The 19170-nt window shown below is 53.4% G+C and carries 16 protein-coding genes; 8 read left to right on the top strand and 8 right to left on the bottom strand.

Translation table 11 applies throughout. The annotated features are described in order from the left end of the window. Positions 1-134: 134 nt before the first annotated feature. From NST26_RS23000 to NST26_RS22990, 3 genes are all read right to left on the bottom strand, one after another. Positions 135-1436: an ATP-binding protein gene (locus NST26_RS23000; protein WP_339310710.1), complete on the bottom strand. Its 1302-nt coding sequence runs from the start codon at positions 1434-1436 to the stop codon at positions 135-137. Next, the gene (locus NST26_RS22995) at positions 1423-2178 is read right to left on the bottom strand and encodes a LytR/AlgR family response regulator transcription factor (RefSeq protein WP_339310708.1); all 756 of its coding nucleotides are present in this window, start codon (positions 2176-2178) and stop codon (positions 1423-1425) included. The genes NST26_RS23000 and NST26_RS22995 overlap by 14 nt, the downstream gene beginning before the upstream one ends. 276 nt (positions 2179-2454) lie before the next feature. After that, positions 2455-2982 (bottom strand): cupin domain-containing protein, encoded by a 528-nt coding sequence (locus tag NST26_RS22990; protein WP_339310706.1) that lies wholly within the window; start codon positions 2980-2982, stop codon positions 2455-2457. Between the two features lie 558 nt (positions 2983-3540). Between NST26_RS22990 and NST26_RS22985 the strand changes: the two genes are divergently transcribed. Next, the gene (locus tag NST26_RS22985; protein ID WP_339249953.1) at positions 3541-4722 is read left to right on the top strand and encodes a hypothetical protein; all 1182 of its coding nucleotides are present in this window, start codon (positions 3541-3543) and stop codon (positions 4720-4722) included. Between the two features lie 284 nt (positions 4723-5006). Here the strand turns inward: NST26_RS22985 and NST26_RS22980 are convergent, their stop codons facing one another. Both NST26_RS22980 and NST26_RS22975 read right to left on the bottom strand, forming a co-directional pair. Next, entirely contained in the window at positions 5007-6140 is a 1134-nt protein-coding gene (locus NST26_RS22980) for a response regulator (RefSeq protein WP_339249951.1), read from the bottom strand. A 42-nt stretch (positions 6141-6182) separates the two neighbouring features. Next, a complete protein-coding gene (locus tag NST26_RS22975) occupies positions 6183-9305 on the bottom strand; it encodes a hybrid sensor histidine kinase/response regulator (RefSeq protein ID WP_340951071.1) in 3123 nt (1040 codons plus the stop codon). Positions 9306-9739: 434 nt separating this feature from the next. Here NST26_RS22975 and rfbH point away from each other — a divergent pair, with 434 nt between their 5' ends. The 5 genes from rfbH (at position 9740) to NST26_RS22950 (ending at position 14607) form a co-directional block, all read left to right on the top strand. Continuing rightward, entirely contained in the window at positions 9740-11068 is a 1329-nt protein-coding gene (gene rfbH / locus NST26_RS22970) for a lipopolysaccharide biosynthesis protein RfbH (RefSeq protein ID WP_036724007.1), read from the top strand. Beyond that, positions 11065-11841 carry a glucose-1-phosphate cytidylyltransferase gene (gene rfbF, locus NST26_RS22965; RefSeq protein ID WP_036724006.1) on the top strand — a complete coding sequence of 259 codons (777 nt, stop codon included), beginning with the start codon at positions 11065-11067 and terminating at the stop codon, positions 11839-11841. Before rfbH ends, rfbF begins: the two co-directional genes overlap by 4 nt. Next, positions 11823-12923 (top strand): CDP-glucose 4,6-dehydratase, encoded by a 1101-nt coding sequence (gene rfbG / locus NST26_RS22960; protein ID WP_340951076.1) that lies wholly within the window; start codon positions 11823-11825, stop codon positions 12921-12923. Before rfbF ends, rfbG begins: the two co-directional genes overlap by 19 nt. Before the next feature lie 10 nt (positions 12924-12933). Continuing rightward, positions 12934-14031, top strand: a complete 1098-nt coding sequence (locus NST26_RS22955; protein ID WP_036724005.1) for a glycosyltransferase family 2 protein — start codon at positions 12934-12936, stop codon at positions 14029-14031. Between the two features lie 177 nt (positions 14032-14208). Then, positions 14209-14607 (top strand): MerR family transcriptional regulator, encoded by a 399-nt coding sequence (locus tag NST26_RS22950; protein WP_036724004.1) that lies wholly within the window; start codon positions 14209-14211, stop codon positions 14605-14607. Positions 14608-14698: 91 nt separating this feature from the next. Here the strand turns inward: NST26_RS22950 and NST26_RS22945 are convergent, their stop codons facing one another. Continuing rightward, the gene (locus tag NST26_RS22945) at positions 14699-15055 is read right to left on the bottom strand and encodes a hypothetical protein (RefSeq protein WP_036724002.1); all 357 of its coding nucleotides are present in this window, start codon (positions 15053-15055) and stop codon (positions 14699-14701) included. Between the two features lie 209 nt (positions 15056-15264). Here NST26_RS22945 and NST26_RS22940 point away from each other — a divergent pair, with 209 nt between their 5' ends. After that, positions 15265-15543 (top strand): hypothetical protein, encoded by a 279-nt coding sequence (locus tag NST26_RS22940; protein WP_036724000.1) that lies wholly within the window; start codon positions 15265-15267, stop codon positions 15541-15543. After that, positions 15533-16231, top strand: a complete 699-nt coding sequence (locus tag NST26_RS22935; RefSeq protein WP_036723999.1) for a hypothetical protein — start codon at positions 15533-15535, stop codon at positions 16229-16231. Before NST26_RS22940 ends, NST26_RS22935 begins: the two co-directional genes overlap by 11 nt. Before the next feature lie 25 nt (positions 16232-16256). On the opposite strand, the gene NST26_RS22930 is transcribed toward NST26_RS22935, so the two are convergent. Both NST26_RS22930 and NST26_RS22925 read right to left on the bottom strand, forming a co-directional pair. Further along, entirely contained in the window at positions 16257-16817 is a 561-nt protein-coding gene (locus NST26_RS22930) for an acyltransferase (RefSeq protein ID WP_340951083.1), read from the bottom strand. 68 nt (positions 16818-16885) lie between these two features. After that, entirely contained in the window at positions 16886-19033 is a 2148-nt protein-coding gene (locus tag NST26_RS22925; protein WP_340951086.1) for a glycosyltransferase, read from the bottom strand. Positions 19034-19170: the final 137 nt, after the last annotated feature.

Below are 19170 nucleotides of genomic sequence, written 5' to 3'. Positions count from 1 at the left end.
AGGAGCGGTAGCGACCGCCTTTGTATTTGGATTTCTACCGCTAAGAGCGGTCCAATCAGGAAATCAAAATACAACAGCGGCCGGAAGTCCAAATGTTCACCGCAGTGACGGCGAAACTTAATGTTTAGTGCATTTTATAAAGAAGCTTCGCGCGTGAAGGGGAGGACCACCATATTGTTGAATTCCCGATGCCCGGCTTCAATTGTCATATTCCCGCCGTACTTCTCGCAGATTCTGGAGATATTGGTCAGGCCGATGCCGTGGTATTCAGGGTCCGGCTTCCGGCTCTGCAAGGGGGCAGTCTCCGGGACGGTATGATTCATAATGCGGATGAACAGCGCGGATTCACTGGAGTGCATCTGGATCAGAATGTAGCGGTCCTCGGCGAGCCGTACTTTTTTGGAGGCTTCAATGGCATTGTCCAGCATGTTGCCCAGCACGACGCACAGGTCATAACGGTCGATGTGAAGCTCACCGGGCAGCAGCTTAAGCCGGGTATCAATGCGGATGCCGTTCGCTTGTCCGATATTCAGCGTGTTCGTGACCAGCGCATCCACCGCCAGATGGCCGGTGTTGACCCGCTGGTAGGCATCCTCCACTTTATTCAGCGTAAGCTTGATATGTTCGAGAGCCGCAGCCGGATCATCCCGCCGGATACACTCTTCAATGTAGAGGAACTGCTGATGGGTGTCGTGGATAATTCTTTTGATCGACTTGAAGCTGTGGACCGTCTTCTCATAGTTGGCGTCCTGATAGTTCATCTGGTGCTGGAGCTGGGCGTTCTCATGCATGAACTGGAACTTGTCGGTAATGGTATCGAAGATATAGACGATCATCACATTCAGGAACAGGAAGCCGAGAATCGCAATGAAATAATAGATATCCTTCTTCGAGTCTTCGGTGAGGACATTGATCTGATAGGTGCTGATGAGCGGGACGAGCAGGAACATCACATAATACCGGTAGGGCAGGGAGACGCTTCGCCGCTTGGAGATCAGCCGGATGATCTGAATCACCGGGAACATAATAATGCAGCTAAGGATCAGCCCCTTGATGAAGGCCGGCCGGTCAATCCCCGCACCCGAGTTCATGCTGGTATAGTCCACCGAATCTATCATTGAGAAAATATACAGCGAGATAAAGCTGACCACTGTCATCAGCACAGCGTAGAGCAGGGAAAAGATCGCCTGGGTCTTCACCTCCACCTTATAGGCTTGCGCCATACTGAAGATCATCAGCAAAGCTACGCCGGAGGAGAATAGAGGGGACAGCGGGGTGACCAGGTAGAGGAAGCAGAGTACCCCGTAGATCAGGAAGTATATGATCCGGTTGGGCTTCCTGGCAGCTTTGTCAAATACCGAGGCGAAGAAGAACTGGGTCTGAAAACACATCACCAGCAGCACACAGACGATAAGGGTCAGATTATAGTGAGTCATACGAGCTACCCTTCATGATCATGAATTTGGTGTAGAAGTCCTTAACCTCTTTGATTTTGGACCGGCCGATGGGGAACTCCTGCCCGCCCGACATCAGCACGGAGCCGCCCGCGAACTTGTGGACATGCAGCAGGTTGATAATAATCGAACGGTGGATATGCAGAAAATGGCTGTCCCGTAAGGCTGAAGCGTATTCAGCAATAATTCCTCTAGTCTCATAGATTCCCGTGGTGGTAATCACATGCAGTTTGCTCTTGACCGTTAGACTCTTGGCCGCCTCAATCCCGATAATATCATCATGCCGCAAGACGACTTCCTCATAACCGGACTTGATGACCATGAATTTCTTATCCTGGGCCTGGAAGTAATCACACAGCTTAAGGATCTTCTCCTCCAGGAGCTGCGGGGCGACCGGCTTGATCAGATACTGGAAGGTAATCACGTCGAAGCTCTCCACCATATATTCTGGATAGCTGGTCAGAAATATGATCTGTTCGTCAAAATGCTTCTGGCTTCTCAAGCGGCGCGCCGCCATAATCCCGTTCATGCCGCCCATCTCCACATCCAGAATCAGGATATGGAAGGGGGCTCCGCCCCGTTCATAGTGGGAGATTAGGTCTTCTCCCGAAGAAAACAGCTCGATTTCAAATTCGGTATCCGTCTTGACGGATAACCCGACCAGAATCTTCTTCACCCGCTCCCGCTGCTGTTCTTCATCCTCACATATCGCTACCCGATACATCCAAAGGCCCCCTTTCACTTCCGGCTCAATGCCTAAGCAGATATTTGTACACAACATTATATAGTATTGTCCAGGGAATGAGCAGATCAGGGGGCCAAACGCATAAGTTAATCCCTGGACTGCAAAAGCGAATCCTTGGTTTGGAGAAGGATGAACGTGTTTGCTTGGATGGACGTTACGCAAATGGAACGTTGTTCCAATCACTGTGAACGCTTCGCTTTTACGCGGGTTGTTCCGCCCGCTTCGCTGTTTAAGCGTATGCCCCAGGAACGGTTGTCACTTCCACAGCCGCAGCAGCGGCCCCGCCTCGCCATAGACAGGATCACGCTCCGGCAGCGGGACTTCGCGGATCTCGGGGAGCGCTGCAGCGAAGTCATCCGGGCCCGCCTGGCGGGTGTTATAGTCCATGCCCCCGGGATATGCGCCTGCAATACGGAAGTCCGGCGTGGCCGTGAGCTTCTTGTGTGCCGTCCCGGCAGGCAGCACCACAACGTCACCGGCTTCCACGTTGGCTGTGTATCCGGCATCTCCGCCAAGCTGGAGCTTGGCACTGCCGGAGATCACCCCCAGCACCTCATGCGCGTTGCTGTGATAGTGGTGGTAGGGGAAGACGCCATTCACCCAGCTATTCAGCCAGCCGTTGTTATTGAAGACCTGTTCGGTGTCTTCCGGGTGGTCCCGGAGAACCCCTTTATACAGCACAGCAGGAAGCTGAGGATTATTAGGCAGCAGTCCATCCGGCTCGAAGCTGAGCTTAATTATAGATTCGTCCTGCTCCCGGCCTGTAGAGTTATGTTCTGGCATAGCGGATCATCTCCTACGTGAATTTTGGTATATGTATATAGAATTACCCTAAGGTTGGTAGTGTATCTCGTGAAAATACATTTCGTTAAAAGGTGAGAACCCCAGGTATTGCTGGCAGTTTAATTGTAACGTAATACAGCTAGTTGAACATTTGGCGGCACTAGTAGACCTGCATTTGTAGCGAAAAAACAGGGATAAATGTATTCTGTGCAACTAAAAACGGTGAAACGGAAGGCCTCCCTCTTCTAATTGTAGTCTATACAACTAAATTTGCCCGAAAGGGCGAAAATCCAGGTATAGAGGCCTTTTAGTTGTACGAAATACAGCTAAACGGAGATTTGGCGGCATATCAGACGATTTAGTTGTATGAATTACAATTAAGCGTACCTATACTGCTTGCACCATAATTTGGGTATGGCATATCCTCAGCCTGCGATTGGTGAAATTATAATTGCAATTAATATAGCGGGGCTATTTTCTACCTGCTTGTAAAAGGGTAATTGATGGCATACAGTGTAACATAGCTGTTATAGATGGTTGCGAAAGGGAGGGGTTATAGTGAGAATTACCCGTAAAATAAGTACCCTGCTGGTTGCCGCGTTGCTGCTGCCTGCCATCCTGTTGCTGCCGGGGGCAGAGGCTGCTCCGGCACAGGCGAAGGCTGCGCCCGCCGGGACGGTTGCCGCTGCCGCTTCAGTCGCCCAGAGTCCGGCTACGAACGGGCTGGTGCCGCTGACCGGCGCGATCAACGGAAATCTGCCGATTCATATGTCCATTAAGGTGGAGAGCGGCGGCAAGCTGACCGGCAGTTATTATTATGACAAATATAAACAGACGATCAGGCTCACCGGCAATGTCAACGGCAAAATCGCCCATATGTATGAGTATGACGCCAAAGGCAAGGAGACCGGCCATTTCCAGGGCTGGTGGATTCCCGGCACCGGCTTCGCCGGGGTATGGAGTAGCCCCGACGGAACCCGCCAGCTGCCGGTAGAGGCGCTCTCGGCCACAGCCACAACCAGTCTCAAGGCTCCTGCAGCTGCTGATTGGAGCGGAGAATGGTATATGGCAAGTAATTCGCCCTTCTACGGCTCTTATGTGGAATTCAGCAATGTGAAGAGCGATAAGCTGGTTTTCTCTATGGATGCCTACGAAGGTGCCCATTCCGGTCAACTGGAGAACGAAACGGCAGTGGTCCGCAAACGGATGGCCGTCTATAAGGAAGAGGACGGTTCGGTGGTCTTCTTCTATCTGCTGAACGGCAAGCTGTACGTAACCAGTCCTTCGCCGGTGTATTCTGCCGGGGCTAATGTGACCTACACCGGCGAATATACAAGAGATCCGAACGAGAAGGTCTACACGCTGAAGGACACCGGCGTCTTCAAGACGGCAGCGGAGGACAAAGCCTTCCGTAAGCTGGTAGGGGAAGATTATGATCTGTTCCTGTACAGTATGCAACTGCTGGATGAGCCGAAGGATCTGGATGGTAAGGGGTCAAGAGTGGTGCAGGGCGGCGTGAGAGGGCTGTTCACCCTTACGGAAGCCATCATCATGTATGACAAGCAGGGCCATTACTGGGCAGCCGTACTCGACTCGGATGAAGGCGACGAACTGGAAGACATCGCTGACCCCTATGTCCGGTTCTATACGAATGTTCCCGGCACCAGCAAGCTGCCGAAGACGATTGTGAAATGGATGGAGCCTTTTTCTGATTACGAGGTGGTATACATGAATTTCTAAACCTCGCGCAGGGGCGTTTTAAGATCTCCCTAACGGGTACAATGAAAGAGTGAGGGTCCGCCTGACATGGGTAGCTACTGCACGAGAACCTGTGTACACCGGTTATGTCAGCGGATTCACATGTCCCGCCTCTTTTCACTGAAAGGATAGGACAGCGCGCATGCGCAGGTCCTGCCGCTATAATGGAAGCTGCGGGTGCAACAAGAAACGGTATGCCTAACCCCTGACCGGGGGGCGGCATACCGTTTTTATATGGAATCTGTAATTCATTGCCGGGCTCAGGATCAGGTATATAGCCGCTTCCAGTTCGCATACCAGCGCTCGACCTTGGCGGACGGAGTGAGCTTCAGGTCCCGCCAGAGAAAGCTGCGGAGCTTCTCATACTGTTCCTGTACGAAGCTTAGCTCGCCCAGCCGGTTGTAGAAGTCCATGAGCGCCAGATAGCCTGGTTCATGGTAGGGATGCATCTCGACAATCCGCTGATAGGTGCTGACGGCCTTGGTGATATTATCCTTAGCGGTATAATAGTCGCCCAGCTCGGTGGCGTGCTGCAGGGAGAGGTTGCGCAGCCGCTGGCGCTCGCTCTCGGCCCACAGATAATCATAATCCCCCAGGTAATCGCCGGTATAGAGTTTCAGTAGCTCCTCATGCTCAGCGGCGTTATAATCATCCACCGGGTCCAGGGAGACGACACCTTCCTCCCACAGCACCGCATCAATCTGCGCGTCGCCGCTCTCCAGCATATACCCCTCGCCTACGCTCGCATTGCTGATCACAAGGCCGATGTCGGCCCGTTTCAGCGATTGCCTGATCTGGTAGATGGCCGTATACAGATGAGTGGAGGCACGTTTGAATGATGCCTCGGGCCAGAGCAGCTCGACCAGCTTGTCCTTGACGACAATCCGGTCATGATGATACAGCAGGAAGGCGAACAGTTCCTGGGCTTTGGAGGTCCGCCAGCGGAAATCCCGGATAGGAACACCTCCCCGTTCGAACTGGATGGCATTGAAGCAGCGGATCAGCAGCGAGTCCGGCTTGTCCGTGTGAAGCTGGTTGATCTTCCGGCTCCTGATTCGCTGGAGGGTCCGGCTCAGCCGTTCCCTGGAGACCGGCTTGAGCAGATAATCCTGCGCGCTGACCTCGAAGGCTTCCAGCGCGAAGCTGTTATGGGCGGAGACGAATACAATGGCTGAGCCGGGACAGCTCTCCTCCAGCTGCTTCGCAGCCTCCATGCCGTTCAGCCCCGGCATATCAATATCAAGAAAGATAATATCTGCCTCCCAGCCGGCCGCTTCGCTCATAGCCAGCTGGGGGTTGGTATAGGTTGCCGTTACAATGGTCGATCCCAGCGCCCTGAGCGTCGATTCCAGCTGAATCAGGGCGAGTCGTTCATCATCGATCAGCACTACCCTAAGCATTGTAGCACCTCCTTGTACAGGATATAGCGGATGGAGAATGGTTCACTCGATACGCCGGAGCGGAATCATAAAGGAGACGGTGGTTCCAAAGCCGGGACGGCTCTGAATGGACAAGCCTTGCCCATAGCGTTCAATCAGCCTCCGGTTCGTATTCCATATCCCGATACCGGAGCTCTTGTCTTTATGCTTCATCAGCAGGCGGTTAATGTGCGCCTGCTCCATGCCTCTGCCATTGTCTTGCACCGCAAGCCGGACATGCTCCTCCTCCTCTTCAATGCGGATAGTAAGTAGGCCTCCCTCTATAAGACTGAGCAGCCCGTGACGGACAGCATTCTCTACCAGCGGTTGCAAGATCAGCGGGGGAACCCGCAGCAGTCCGGTATAATTCCGTTCCCACTTGACCTCCAGCCGTTCGCCGAACCGCACCTTCTCGATATATAAATAGGCCTCCACTAACGATAGCTCCTGCTTCAAATGAATCAGTGTACCGGTATTCATCAGGTCGAAGCTTGAGCGCAGGTAGGAGGAGAAGGCTTCAATCAGCTGCTGCATCTGGCAGAGATCAATGGTACTGAGCGTGGCGATGGAGTTCAGGGCATTGAAAAGGAAATGAGGGCGGATCTGCGCCTGGAGGTAAGCCATCTCCAGCCGCAGGCTGTGAGCGACGGTCTGCTTCAGCCGCGCCAGCCCGGTAACCCGGTATTTCAATTCCAGGCTGTCTACCGGCTTAGTCACATAATCATTAGCCCCCTGCTGAAATCCGTAGTAGATCTCCTCACGCATAGCACGTGCCGTCAGCAGCAGCACCGGTAACTCTGACACCGGATAACGCTCCCTTACCCGGCGGGTAAGCTCATAGCCGGACATGCCGGGCATCATCACATCGGTAATCAGCAGATCCCATGATTCCTCCTCCAGCCGAATCAGGGCTTCCTCCCCGCTTAACACAGAGGTCAACTGATAGATATCCTCATGCAAAATGGTCGCGAGCACCCGGAGATTAACCGGGTCATCGTCAACAGCCAGTATCTTCAGTTCGGCTCCCTCCGTATCCAAGCCGGAGGGGGACGGAGGCACTCCCGCAAGGAATGGCTCTTCGTCCTTATTGCGCACATGGACACTCCGGCCGGTGTATGCAGCGCCCGGCGCTTCCACTGCTTCCATCCTGCCGAACTGCTCATCCGTGAAAAAGGCTTCGTCAGCCAGCTGCAGGGTGAAGCGGAAGACCGAGCCTTCCCCAAGCCTGGACTCCACGGTCAGCCTTCCCCCGTGCAGCTCCACCAGCTGCCGGGTAATGCCGAGGCCCAGACCCAGGCCACCACGGTCCTGTCCGCCTGCCTGTTCATAAGGAAGGAAGATACGCGCGAGCGCTTCTTCCTCCATCCCCGCACCTGTGTCAGCCACGCTGATCAGCAGCTTCCCGTCCGCTTCTTCGGCAGTCACAAGGATACTTCCCTGCTCGGTCCATTTCACGGCATTATGTATCAGGTTGAAGAGAATCTGGATCAGCCGCTTCTCATCGGCCCATACACGCGGCAGCGATGCGGATACGCTTACATGAAGCGTCAGGTTCTTGCCGTCCGTTAAGTAACGGAGCATATCCGCAGCCCCGGCTGCGATGGTATGGACGGACAGCGGGGCAGGATGAAGGACCATCCGGTTCTCCCGCAACAGGGTGAGATCGAGCAGATCATCCAACAGCTGGGACATTTGCCGCCCGATGCGTACCAGTAGCTCCAGGTCTCCGGCTTCTTCATCCGGGGAGGCTGCCCGCTTCTTGTCGTATTCCGACTGGGCAATGCTCATCATGCCGTGCAGCGGTGTCCTCAGCTCATGCGAGGTATTCATCAGGAACCGGTCCTTCTGCTTGTCCGCTTGCAGCAGCTGTTCATAGAGCTGCCTGTTCTCATTGGACCGCCGGATATACTGTTTCAGGGCATAGGCAGAGAATCCAGCGATAGCAGCCAGAATATCTATGGAGTAGAACGGCAGATTCTTCCGGTAACTATTCACCGTGGTTCCCCAGATCACCCCGGATACAATCGAAGAGCCGATGAAGGTAAGGAACCCGACGTCTTTTTTTTGCTTATAGACCATAATTCCGAATAGCACAAACATCCAGCAGGGGGGGATCATATACAGGAGGCTGAAATAAATAGTGGCATTGGACAGAACGATATGAATCGGAAGGAAGCAAAGGCAAAGTGTATAGAGCAGAAGAAGCAAGCTGTACACCTTGAAGGCCCGGCTGACTGCCTGGGCACTGTAGAATTTGTAGGTAAGCAGCAGCATGAAAAAGACCATCCATACATAAGACAGCAGCTTGACCTTGATTCCCCAAGTATAGTTCAGCGGCAGCACAAGGAACAGCAGGACGTCATTATCCGCTGCGATGGAGACGGCTATGATGATCAGCATAAGCGCAAATAAGAGCAGAGACGGGTGTTCTTTGTCAAGCAGGTACAGAATACAGACATACAGCGCGTGCAGAAGAAGGATGATGATCGTAGCTAACTGAAAAGAGGTAGAGTACCAGCGCTCCTTCTGAACCATAGACTGGGCGCCGAAACGGATGGAATAGGAAATGCCTGCCTTCTCCCCATGCTCATAATTGGCAGTCTGGATCAGGACAAGCATGTCCTTCGTCCCTTCCGGGGGGAGGTAGTGAACGGCATAGGGAACGGCCATGGGATAGTACAGCTCCTTGCGCGCTGCGGGTTGACCCATAGCCTGAAGGGGGCGGCCGTTAATCTCGATCCGGGAAGAAGCCTGGATCTGCTGGACCCAGAAGCTGTAGGGCTCATCCAGCGGCTGATCGACCAGAATATGCAGGGCATAGGTACCATAGCCCAGGGAGGAACCGGACATGGCCCCCTTCCAGTTGCCGGGTACCTGAACAGGGACAGCATCTCCGGCAGTGCCGGAGCGGATATCACTTTCGCTTACCAGACGGTTAGGATAGAAGTCCCATGTCCCGTCAAGGGCAAGCGAATGGGCATGCTTGAAGGTCCAGCCCCGTAAATCAAGTACGCCCGCCGCCGCGCCGGGCTGCTCCGGCAACGCAAAGATCTGCTGCCATGCCCGTTGCATACCCAATAGCAGAGTCATATATATCACGATTAATGTCAGATGCTTCATGTAATATTTGGAATTTTTATTCATCATTCAGTAAGAATTCGACAAACCAGAGTCAGAACCTCTAAAAAAATTAAATAAATTCTGTGACGATTCGAAGGGACTTCTGTGAATGATCCTGGCGGCTAGTGTCAGAATCAGACTCGTTCTTTTGTCCTGCTTTCCAGGCGGGCCAATAGTGCTGTTTGCACAGCCCTTTCGCATAGTGTCTTCTGTTGCAGTTGTCCATAGTGCATTTTCTTTCATTGATGGCTCTGAGTCTTCCCATGTATGCATCCCTCCATAACGGTTCGTTTCAAGTCAAGCCCCATTATAGTGAACCCCCATAGACAAGAACTGAACAAAAATGGAATTTAAATTCCATTGAATTCTTAATCGTATTTAACCTCCGGTCTGCATATAAATGATGTACCAAGTCCGACAAAACCACTAAATGAAAACCATTAGTTAAAGGAGGGGAGCTTTTGCCCACAGAAGCTGCAACCTTACGTGAGCAAATTCTGAAGCTGACAGGAGAATATTACGACATTCGTTGGCCCGGCCGGTCCTTCGTACCTGGACGCGATTACGTGCCGGTAAGCGGCAAGGTGTTCGATGGCGAAGAATTGATGAGTCTGGTGGATGCTTCACTTGATTTCCACCTGACAGCGGGCAGGTATACTGGCGAATTCGAGCGCAGGTTCTCCCAGATTATGGAGAGAAAGCATACCCTGCTGGTTAACTCGGGTTCGAGCGCGAATCTGCTTGCTGTCGCAGCACTTACCTCGCCGCTGCTCGGCGAACGCCGGCTGCGGCCGGGTGATGAGGTGATCACCGTTGCCGCCGGATTTCCGACCACGGTCAATCCGCTGATACAGCATGGACTTATTCCAGTATTCGTCGATGTTGAGCTGCCCACCTACAATATAAATACAGCTCAGCTGGACGCCGCGCTCAGCCCCCGTACCAAAGCGGTCATGCTGGCGCACACACTGGGCAATCCCTTCGATCTGGCCAGTGTTAAGGCATTCACGGACCGGCATGGACTGTGGCTGATTGAGGATACCTGCGATGCTGTGGGATCACTGTATGAAGGCCGGCCGGCCGGTTCCTTCGGCGATCTGGCCACGGTCAGCTTCTTCCCTGCCCATCATTTGACCATGGGCGAGGGCGGTGCGGTACTCACCTCCGGTGCCAGGCTCAAAAAAATTGTCGAATCGCTCCGTGACTGGGGCAGGGACTGCTGGTGCCAGCCGGGAACCGACAATACCTGCGGCAAGCGGTTTGACTGGACTAAGGGAGACCTGCCTGCCGGATACGACCACAAATATACGTATAGCCACATTGGCTACAATCTGAAGGCTACAGATATGCAGGCCGCCATCGGAGTCTCCCAACTGGAGAAGCTGGAAGGGTTCCATGCTGCACGCAGACGTAACTTTGACTATATGAAGGCAGCGCTGAAGCCTGCGGAGGAATGGCTTATTCTTCCACAGGCGACGCCGCGCAGTGATCCGAGCTGGTTCGGCTTCCCGCTGACCGTGAGGGAGGATGCGCCCCTCACGCGCAATGAAATCGTGCGCAGGCTGGAGAAGGCGCGGGTTGGCACCCGGCTCTTGTTCGCCGGGAATCTGCTCAAGCAGCCTGCCTACTCCGGTGTGGCGCACCGTGTCGCCGCGCCGCTCATTCAGACGGACAGGATCATGAACGATACGTTCTGGGTGGGAATCTATCCGGGACTTTCGACAGAGATGCTCGATTATACTGCCGAGGTATTGCTGGGCTTGCTGAAAGGTAAGGAGGTAACAAGATGAAGGTAGTCATTCTGGCCGGGGGCTACGGGACCCGGATCAGTGAAGAGACCGATGTGAAGCCCAAGCCGATGATTGAGATCGGCGACAAGCCGCTGCTGGTGCATATTATGGAGAATTATGCTGCTTACGGCTTCGATGATTTTGTCATTTGCCTGGGATATTTGGGGCATGTCATTAAACAATATTTCTCCGACTTCTATCTCCAGAGCTCGGATATTTCTTTCGATTTCGGTAATGGCAACCAGATCACCCGCCATAACCGTCAGCTGCGAAACTGGAAGGTAACGCTCGCGGACACAGGCAAAGAAGCGATGACTGGCGGAAGAATCCGGCAAGTCCAGAAATACATCGGAAATGAACCGTTCATGCTGACCTATGGGGATGGTGTTGCGGATATTAATATACAGCAGTTACTGGACTTCCATCGCTCTCACGGGAAGCTGGCGACTGTGACTGCTGTTCAGCCGTCGGGCCGTTTCGGTGCGCTGGACCTAGCAGAGGATACCAAGGTAACCGGATTCGTAGAGAAGCCCAAAGGGGACGAAGGATGGGTGAACGGCGGCTTCTTCGTACTAGAGCCCGAGGTATTCTCTCTAATCGAAAGTGACAGCACCGTCTGGGAGCAGGAGCCGCTCCGGGAGCTGGCAGCGCGGGATGAGCTAAGGGCTTACAAGCATCACGGGTTCTGGCAGCCGATGGATACACTCCGCGACAAGCGTTATCTGGAGGAGCTGTGGCGGGAGGGAGGACTCCCGTGGATGAGAACGAACTGACAGCGGCGAGATTCTGGAAGGGGCGGCGTGTCTTCGTAACCGGACACACCGGCTTCAAGGGAAGCTGGCTCACCCGGTGGCTGACGATGCTGGGCGCAAGCGTCAGCGGTTATGCCTGGGACCGGGATGAGTATAAGCTCTTCCCGCTGATCGGAGCTGCGCCTGAGGTCCATACGGTCTGGGGGGATGTACGGAACCGGCAGCGCCTGGATGCAGCGCTGCGGGAAGCGGCCCCGGAGGTGGTATTCCATCTGGCTGCCCAGCCGCTGGTCCGCACCTCTTACCAGTTCCCGGCCGATACCTTCGAGGTGAATGTGATGGGAACAGTGAATCTGCTGGAGGCGGTCGCAAGCTCGGTTGATTCCGGGATCCCTGTTAAAGCTGTCGTTAACGTTACGACGGATAAGTGCTATGACAACCGTGAATGGATCTGGGGTTACCGCGAGACCGATCCGCTGGGCGGCTATGACCCTTACTCTTCCAGCAAGGCGTGTTCCGAGCTGGTGACGCAGGCTTACCGCAACAGCTACTTCCATCCGGCGCGTTATGCCGAGCATGGCGTGGCTGTCGCTACCGCCAGGGCGGGGAATGTCATCGGGGGCGGCGATGATTCCCAGGACCGGCTGGTGCCGGACTGCCTGCGGTCATTCGCCGCTGGCTTGAGGCCGCTGCTGCGCAGCCCGGCGGCGACGCGACCCTGGCAGCATGTGCTTGAGCCGCTTAGCGGCTATCTGCTGCTGGCCGAGAAGCTGGTGCAGGAGGGGGCGGAGTATGCTGCCGCCTGGAATTTCGGCCCTGAGGAGCAGAGCGTTCACAGTGTCGAGAAGGTGGCCGTCCGGCTAGCAGCGCTCTGGGGAGAGGGAGCGGGTATTGATATCGCTGGTATCTCCGGGCTGCATGAGGCTGGTGAACTGCAGCTTGACAGCACCAAGGCCCGCCGCCTGCTGGGCTGGCGCTCCCGCTGGAGTGTTGAGCAGGCTCTGCAGAAGACGTTGGAATGGCAGAGAGCGCTGGATGCAGGGCAGGATATGCGGAACATCAGCGAGCAGCAGATTCGCGAATATATGACACAGAACCTATAGGAGGGCACTAATGATTACTATCAGTCTATGTATGATTGTGCGCGATGAAGAGAACGGCCTGGGCCGGTGCCTGGATGGTGTGAAGGATATTGCGGACGAAATCGTCATTGTCGACACAGGCTCCACGGACCGGACCAAGGAGATTGCTGCGGAATATGGTGCAGTGATTTATGATTTTGAATGGATTGACGATTTCGCGGCAGCACGCAACGAAGCCTTCAGCAAGGCGACTAAGGATTATATTCTGTGGCTGGATGCAGATGATACCATTGAGGAAATCGACCGGGTGCGCTTCAAAAAGCTGAAGGAGACATTATCTCCGCAGTACCAGTCTGTGACTATGCCCTACAATCTGGCCTTCGACAGCGAGGGCAAAGTAACCTCAAGCCTGAGACGCAACCGGCTGGTCCGCCGGGACTGCGGCTTCCAGTGGATCGGACCGGTGCATGAGTATTTGGCGGTTGCCGGCAATACCATAGATAGCGATGTCTGTATTACTCATAAGAAGGATAAGGTTCATACGGACCGCAACCTGCGAATCTACCGTGGGCGTCTGGCCAAGGGCGAGGAGTTCTCGCCGCGTGATCTCTACTACTTCGCGAACGAGCTCCGAGATCATGCGATCCATGAAGAAGCGCTGGAATATTACGAGAAGTTCCTGCAGACCGGCCAGGGCTGGGTTGAGGATAACTATCAGGCCTGCCTGAAGATGGCGGAATGCCACGGGCATCTGAACAACAAGTCCGGGAAAATGAGCGCGCTGTATCGTACCCTGAACTATGATATCCCCCGTTCCGAATTCTGCTGCCGCCTGGGAAGTGAATTCGTAGAAGCTGGAGAGTTCGGGCGGGCAATCTACTGGTTCGAACAGGCGATTACGCTGCCGCGAAGATCTACCCTGGGACTTCAGGATATGACCTCTACCACCTGGGTGCCACATCTGCAATTGTGCGTATGCTATGACCGCCTGGGTCAGTACATGAAGGCTAATTATCATAATGAGACAGCACTATTCTATTATCCTACACACCCAAGTATGCTGCATAACCGGAAATATTATAAAGAACTCCTGGGTGATTCCTTCAGCGAATTATTTAAAGTCTCTTAAGCAGGTAATCTGCTGCTTCCAAGGCAGCATAATAGACAGGCAACGTTCTCCGGAACGGGCCTGTCTATTTATTTTGCGGGACGATAATTAGATAAATAGGTATTTTTACACATTTATTGCGAGGCACATGAATACCATTAAAGTAAATAAGTCCACCTAAAATAAAGGAGTGATGTTATGGTACGCCATTACACCCAACTGGAAATCATTAATTTATCGAAATTGCCTCCGACCACAGTGAAGAGATGGCTGGAATATTTCTCTTACTTCGTCCCGGGGACCCGCCAAGGAGATCAGGTGCTCTATCCCTATGAAACTCTGAAACTGTTAAAACGAATCAGTGAGCTGCGCATGGAACGCTATCATCTAAGCACCATTGTGCGCCTGCTGATCGAGGAGGGATTCCCGATGTACAGTAAAAGTGAACAAGAGCTTCCCGTACCAGAGCGAACGGAAAACCGTATGGACGAGGCCCCGGAGCCGGACAGACAGCAGCAGCTTGTGGCCTCGCTCTCCTCCCTGGCCAATGAGCTGATCCGGATTGCGGATCATCTCAATCACTGGAAGGTTCAATAGGCTGCACAAACTTGGGATAATTCTGCGAGCGGCTCCCTTCATGATCAGGGCTTGTCCATTTCTAGCCGCGAGAAAGAATGACGGTTGCCCGCTATTCTTCATCTTCCTCAATTTCAGTAGTTAGTTCTTCTTCCAGCAATCGCGCCGACAAGGCACCAGAGTCACTCAGCAAACGCAGAATCCGGTCCATCTTGCTGAGACTAAGCCACTGGCCCTTGGTAATCTCTTCGAGCAATCTGGCGGTTGTATTATTCAACTGGATCATGTTGACAAAGTTCATATTTCCGGGATTAGACAGCACGAAGGCCTGCATCGCTTCTGCTTCTGCGTTGATAATGTGAGACAAAGACATCTCGTTGATTGCGATAGAGGTGAGCAGGAGAGAGATGCTTTCCTCCCGCGTAAGCGAGATATCGGGAGTTATATTGGGGATGTGGGGCATTGACATGCAGATCTCCTCCAAAACGTGAAAGGTTGCTTTGCGCTTAATTATCTAGTCATAGCTATGTATACTTCAGGCACAGATTGTCCTATTCCTGTTATTCTCTGAAATCCGCCAAATCCGATATACCTGGGACAAATGGTGATAGGGACAAGTCAAAAGCACATATATATAACAGTAACTAAATCAAAGCAGGCAGCGGGGGGGATGAAGCGATGCTACAGCGGGAACGGTTGATCAAAGCGATTATTCTGGCTGCGGCGCTGGAGGAAGAAGCGGTCTCGGCTCTGATCGCGGTTGAAATCCGCAAGCTGGAATATATGTATGATGATGAATACGGCTGGGAAGAAGAATTAGAGATGGGGGGGCTTGACGCCCTGCAGGAGGCGGTGGCCAGAATCATCACGGCCCTGGCCCAGCATCAGGCCATGATCTGCCGGACGCTGGAAACCAGCAGACGGCTGGTGCGAGAGGTAAATGGGTATGAAGGCTGAAGCCCGGAAATCGGAGGATGAGCTATTGGTAGAGGCGATTCATAAAACAATGGGACAGATGGAGCAGCTGAAGCAGGCTTGTCTGCGGCTCTCGGTCAATGCGGATGACGAGCTGGCGCTGTTCATGCGCGAGACAGAACGGCTGCTTGAACGAGCTCAGTCCACAGGCCGGGAGGCTGAGAGGCAAGAACCGGAGCATCGGGAGCAGGTATCCACCGTTATCAAGCAGACAATCCGTCCTGCAGATGCCTATGTATCCGGGGGCAAATATCTCTATAATACGGGTAAGTCCGTCCGGTTCATCCAGCGGCGCTCCGCGCAGGCCACGCGCAAGCGGACGTCCCATAAGAAGCGAGGACGGACAGTAGGAGTGCGCGCAGCCAGCGAACGCAAGCGGCAGCAGCGGCAACAGCTGAAGCCTGCTATCCAGCCGCAGCAGCCAAAGAGGGTAGTGGAGCCGCAGCAGCCGAAGAAGGCAGCGGAGTGGCAGCAGCCAAAGAAGGCAGCGGAGTGGCAGCAGCCGAAGAAAGCGTCGGAGCGGCAGCAGCCGAAGAAGACGGCGGAACGGCAGCAGCCGAAGAAGTCGGTGGAACGGCAGCAGCCGAAGAGTACGCAATCTATGAATAGCCAGCCGTCCGTTGACTATCAGGGGATCAGAATCTCGTCCAACCTGAAGTACTCCCTATAAGGTGCTTTTTATTCTACGATCAACATCAGCCCTCGCCGGGCAGCTGCCATACTCCCGCTTCGGGATCATAGGCATTCACCACTCTGGCGGGATTGCCCGCCGCGATGCAGTAATCCGGCAAATCCCGGGTTACCACACTGTTAGGTGTAACCCGGCAGCCCTTGCCAATCGTTACGTTACCCACAACGACGCAGTGGGCACCAAGCTCGCTGCCTGCACCGATCCTCACCTGATGGCTGGCAGTGGTGATCCACTGGTCGCGAATGGGAATGCCGATCTGGCGGTACTGATGGTTAGTGTCGGCAATATAGACATCTGGCCCGACGATGACATTATCTTCCAGAGTCACGCTGTTCGCAGCGGTAATGATCAGATTGCGGCTGCAGCTGCAGCCGTCTCCGATCGAAATGGCCGGCGGTTCTTCCTTACCGGGATGAACTACCGTGAACCAGCTATTCTCCTGAATAAGCACATTGCGACCGATAGCGACTTTCTCCGGACAGTTGATATCGGTCTTAAGCACAATCAGACTGCCGGGTCCGAAGGTACTGAAGCGTTGTTGAAATTCCGGGCTGATACCTTCCATGCACTGATGCCTCCTTATAATGGACCGGACAAGCCTGCTGCTGCGGCCTGCCCGGCGGCTATGTAGCCTCAGATATTTAGATGCTTAACCTGAATCTTGTGCAGCCGTTCATGCAGTTCTGGATAATAGGATTCATCCTGGTAAGCTGCAACAAAAATCTGCGGGAAATCTTCGGGCTGCAACTGCTGAAGATTCTTCTCCAGCATGTAGTTGTACCACCAGAGCAAGAAGGTATGGGAGATTTGCTTCTTCTCGGCTGCCAATACGGCTGCCTCCAATCCGTTATCCAGGAAGTAATGAAGAATCCCAAGGTATGATTGAATGAATGTCCGTGCGAAGCTGTAACCTCCTGCAATCTTGTCGCTGCTGGTCAGCAGCTTGCGGTGATACACACAATAATCCGGAGAAATCTCTAGAATAGAGAGCTCCAGATAGACCTGGATAAGATTCGAATCGATGAAAAGCTCAGGCGTGGCAATCTGTTCGAATTCCTTCCTGCGCATAATGATTCCCGACAGAAATGTACTATAGATCGAGACCTGCTCAACATACTTGCTGATCCCCGAGCCCCGGTTCATCACTCCGGTGTTACTAAGGATATCTAGGAAGAGCAGGCTACAGTTCCGGTTCTGTTCGATCAGGTTATACAAGGCTTCGACGGAGCCGGGGAGCCAGTAATCATCGCCGCCGTGAAGCTTGATGAATTCGCCCTTGGCATAGCCTGCACATTTCAGGGTATTGCGGTCAGTTCCTTCATTAAGTTCATTGCGGTAGTAGTGAAGGTTAGGATAGCTGGCCTGATACTTCCGCACCAGCTCTTCCGTGTGATCTGTGGAGCCATCATCTGATACGATGATTTCGAAATCTTCCTGTCTGGCATTCTGACTGTAAATACTCTTCAGGCAAAGGTCGAGCTCTTGTTCGCAGTTATAGGCAGGGATACAAATACTTATAAGCGGTTGCGGAACAGTCTCTATTGCGTGACGCTCAGCTTCCTCGCTGGGCAATCCGTTAGTCTTCAGCCACTTCCTGGAGTCGGGATCAAATTGCTTGATTACTCTGGCAGGTGTACCCGCAGCTACGCAGTAGTCAGGAATTACCGTGCCGGATACAACGACTGACCCCGCGCCTATGACACAGCCCTTACCGATGGATACCTCCCCGGCTATAACGGTGTTGGCGCCAATCCAGCTCCCAGCACCGATGGTTACGGTATGGCTCCAGGAAGTCACCCCCTGCTTCATGACGGGGAGATGAATATTCTCATAAGCAGGATTGTGATCGGATATATGCACATTAGGTGATATGGCGACTTGGGCGCCAATAATTAACCGGTTGACTGCCGACAGGCTGCACCGGCGTCCGATCTCGCTTCCTGCACCAATCTGGATACGCGGTTCGCTGACAATATTATTATAGGGGAGCGAAAGAGAACAATCTGCCTGCAGCTTGACTTCATTGCCCAGAGCAATTCCGGCCGTACCTGACAATTCGCAGGATGGATGAATGCTGCAGCCGCTGCCGAGCCGGTGGAACCGGTGCTGGCCATGGTGTTTGCCATAGCCGTAATATTCAAGGAAAATGTGCCGGGCCTTCTCCATAGCAGTGCTTCGGTCCGGGATACCGCAGTTATGCAGACACCAGGGCAGAAGCTGCTTGGGAACACCTACTTCATAGCCGCTGCTGATGAATTCCTGACTGTGTGAAGCGTCATAGAAGTGTGAGCCGGTGAACAAATCCTTGCGCCAGGGGAGGTCGTACTGTGTTGCCATCAGCAGTCCGCTGAGCGTCTCCACCGCTTCATATTCATCCACCGGCTGCATCAATTCAAGAGGCTGAAGTGCGCCTGTATAGCTATCAATCACTTTACCGAACTTCTGTGATGCGTCCTGCCATATACCGGAAGACGGAAGCGTCTTAGCGCCGACGGTTCCTAACATGCCGAGTGACGGATAACGGGAGAACAGCCGGACGATGTCTTCAAGAAATTGGGGATTCAGGATATGGACATCCTGATGAATATACACCTTATACTTGGCATCTGACTGGCGCATGGCCTGATCGTACCCCGCTGCCAGGCCGGAGGCATTCCTGACGATTTGCAGATCTACGGTGAATCCATCCGGTTTGAGTAATTGCTTAAGATTTTTCTGGCTGCGTTTCGCTAATTCCTCATTATTCACACACATGATAAAACAAATTTTACGTTCATCCATGTCGCTGACATCCTCTCCTTTGTCCTCAGTACCAGGCATCCCTGTCATTTACCGGACTTCATGGACCCGAAGTTTACGCCTTAAGATCTCTGCCTGTTCATTGTCTATATATATTCGGTTAATGGTCAAAGATCATT

It is taken from the genome of Paenibacillus sp. FSL R7-0128 (assembly GCF_038002245.1).
In the GTDB taxonomy this organism is placed as follows: Bacteria; Bacillota; Bacilli; order Paenibacillales; family Paenibacillaceae; genus Paenibacillus_AQ; species Paenibacillus_AQ silagei.
This window is presented reverse-complemented; position numbering and strand designations above follow the sequence as displayed.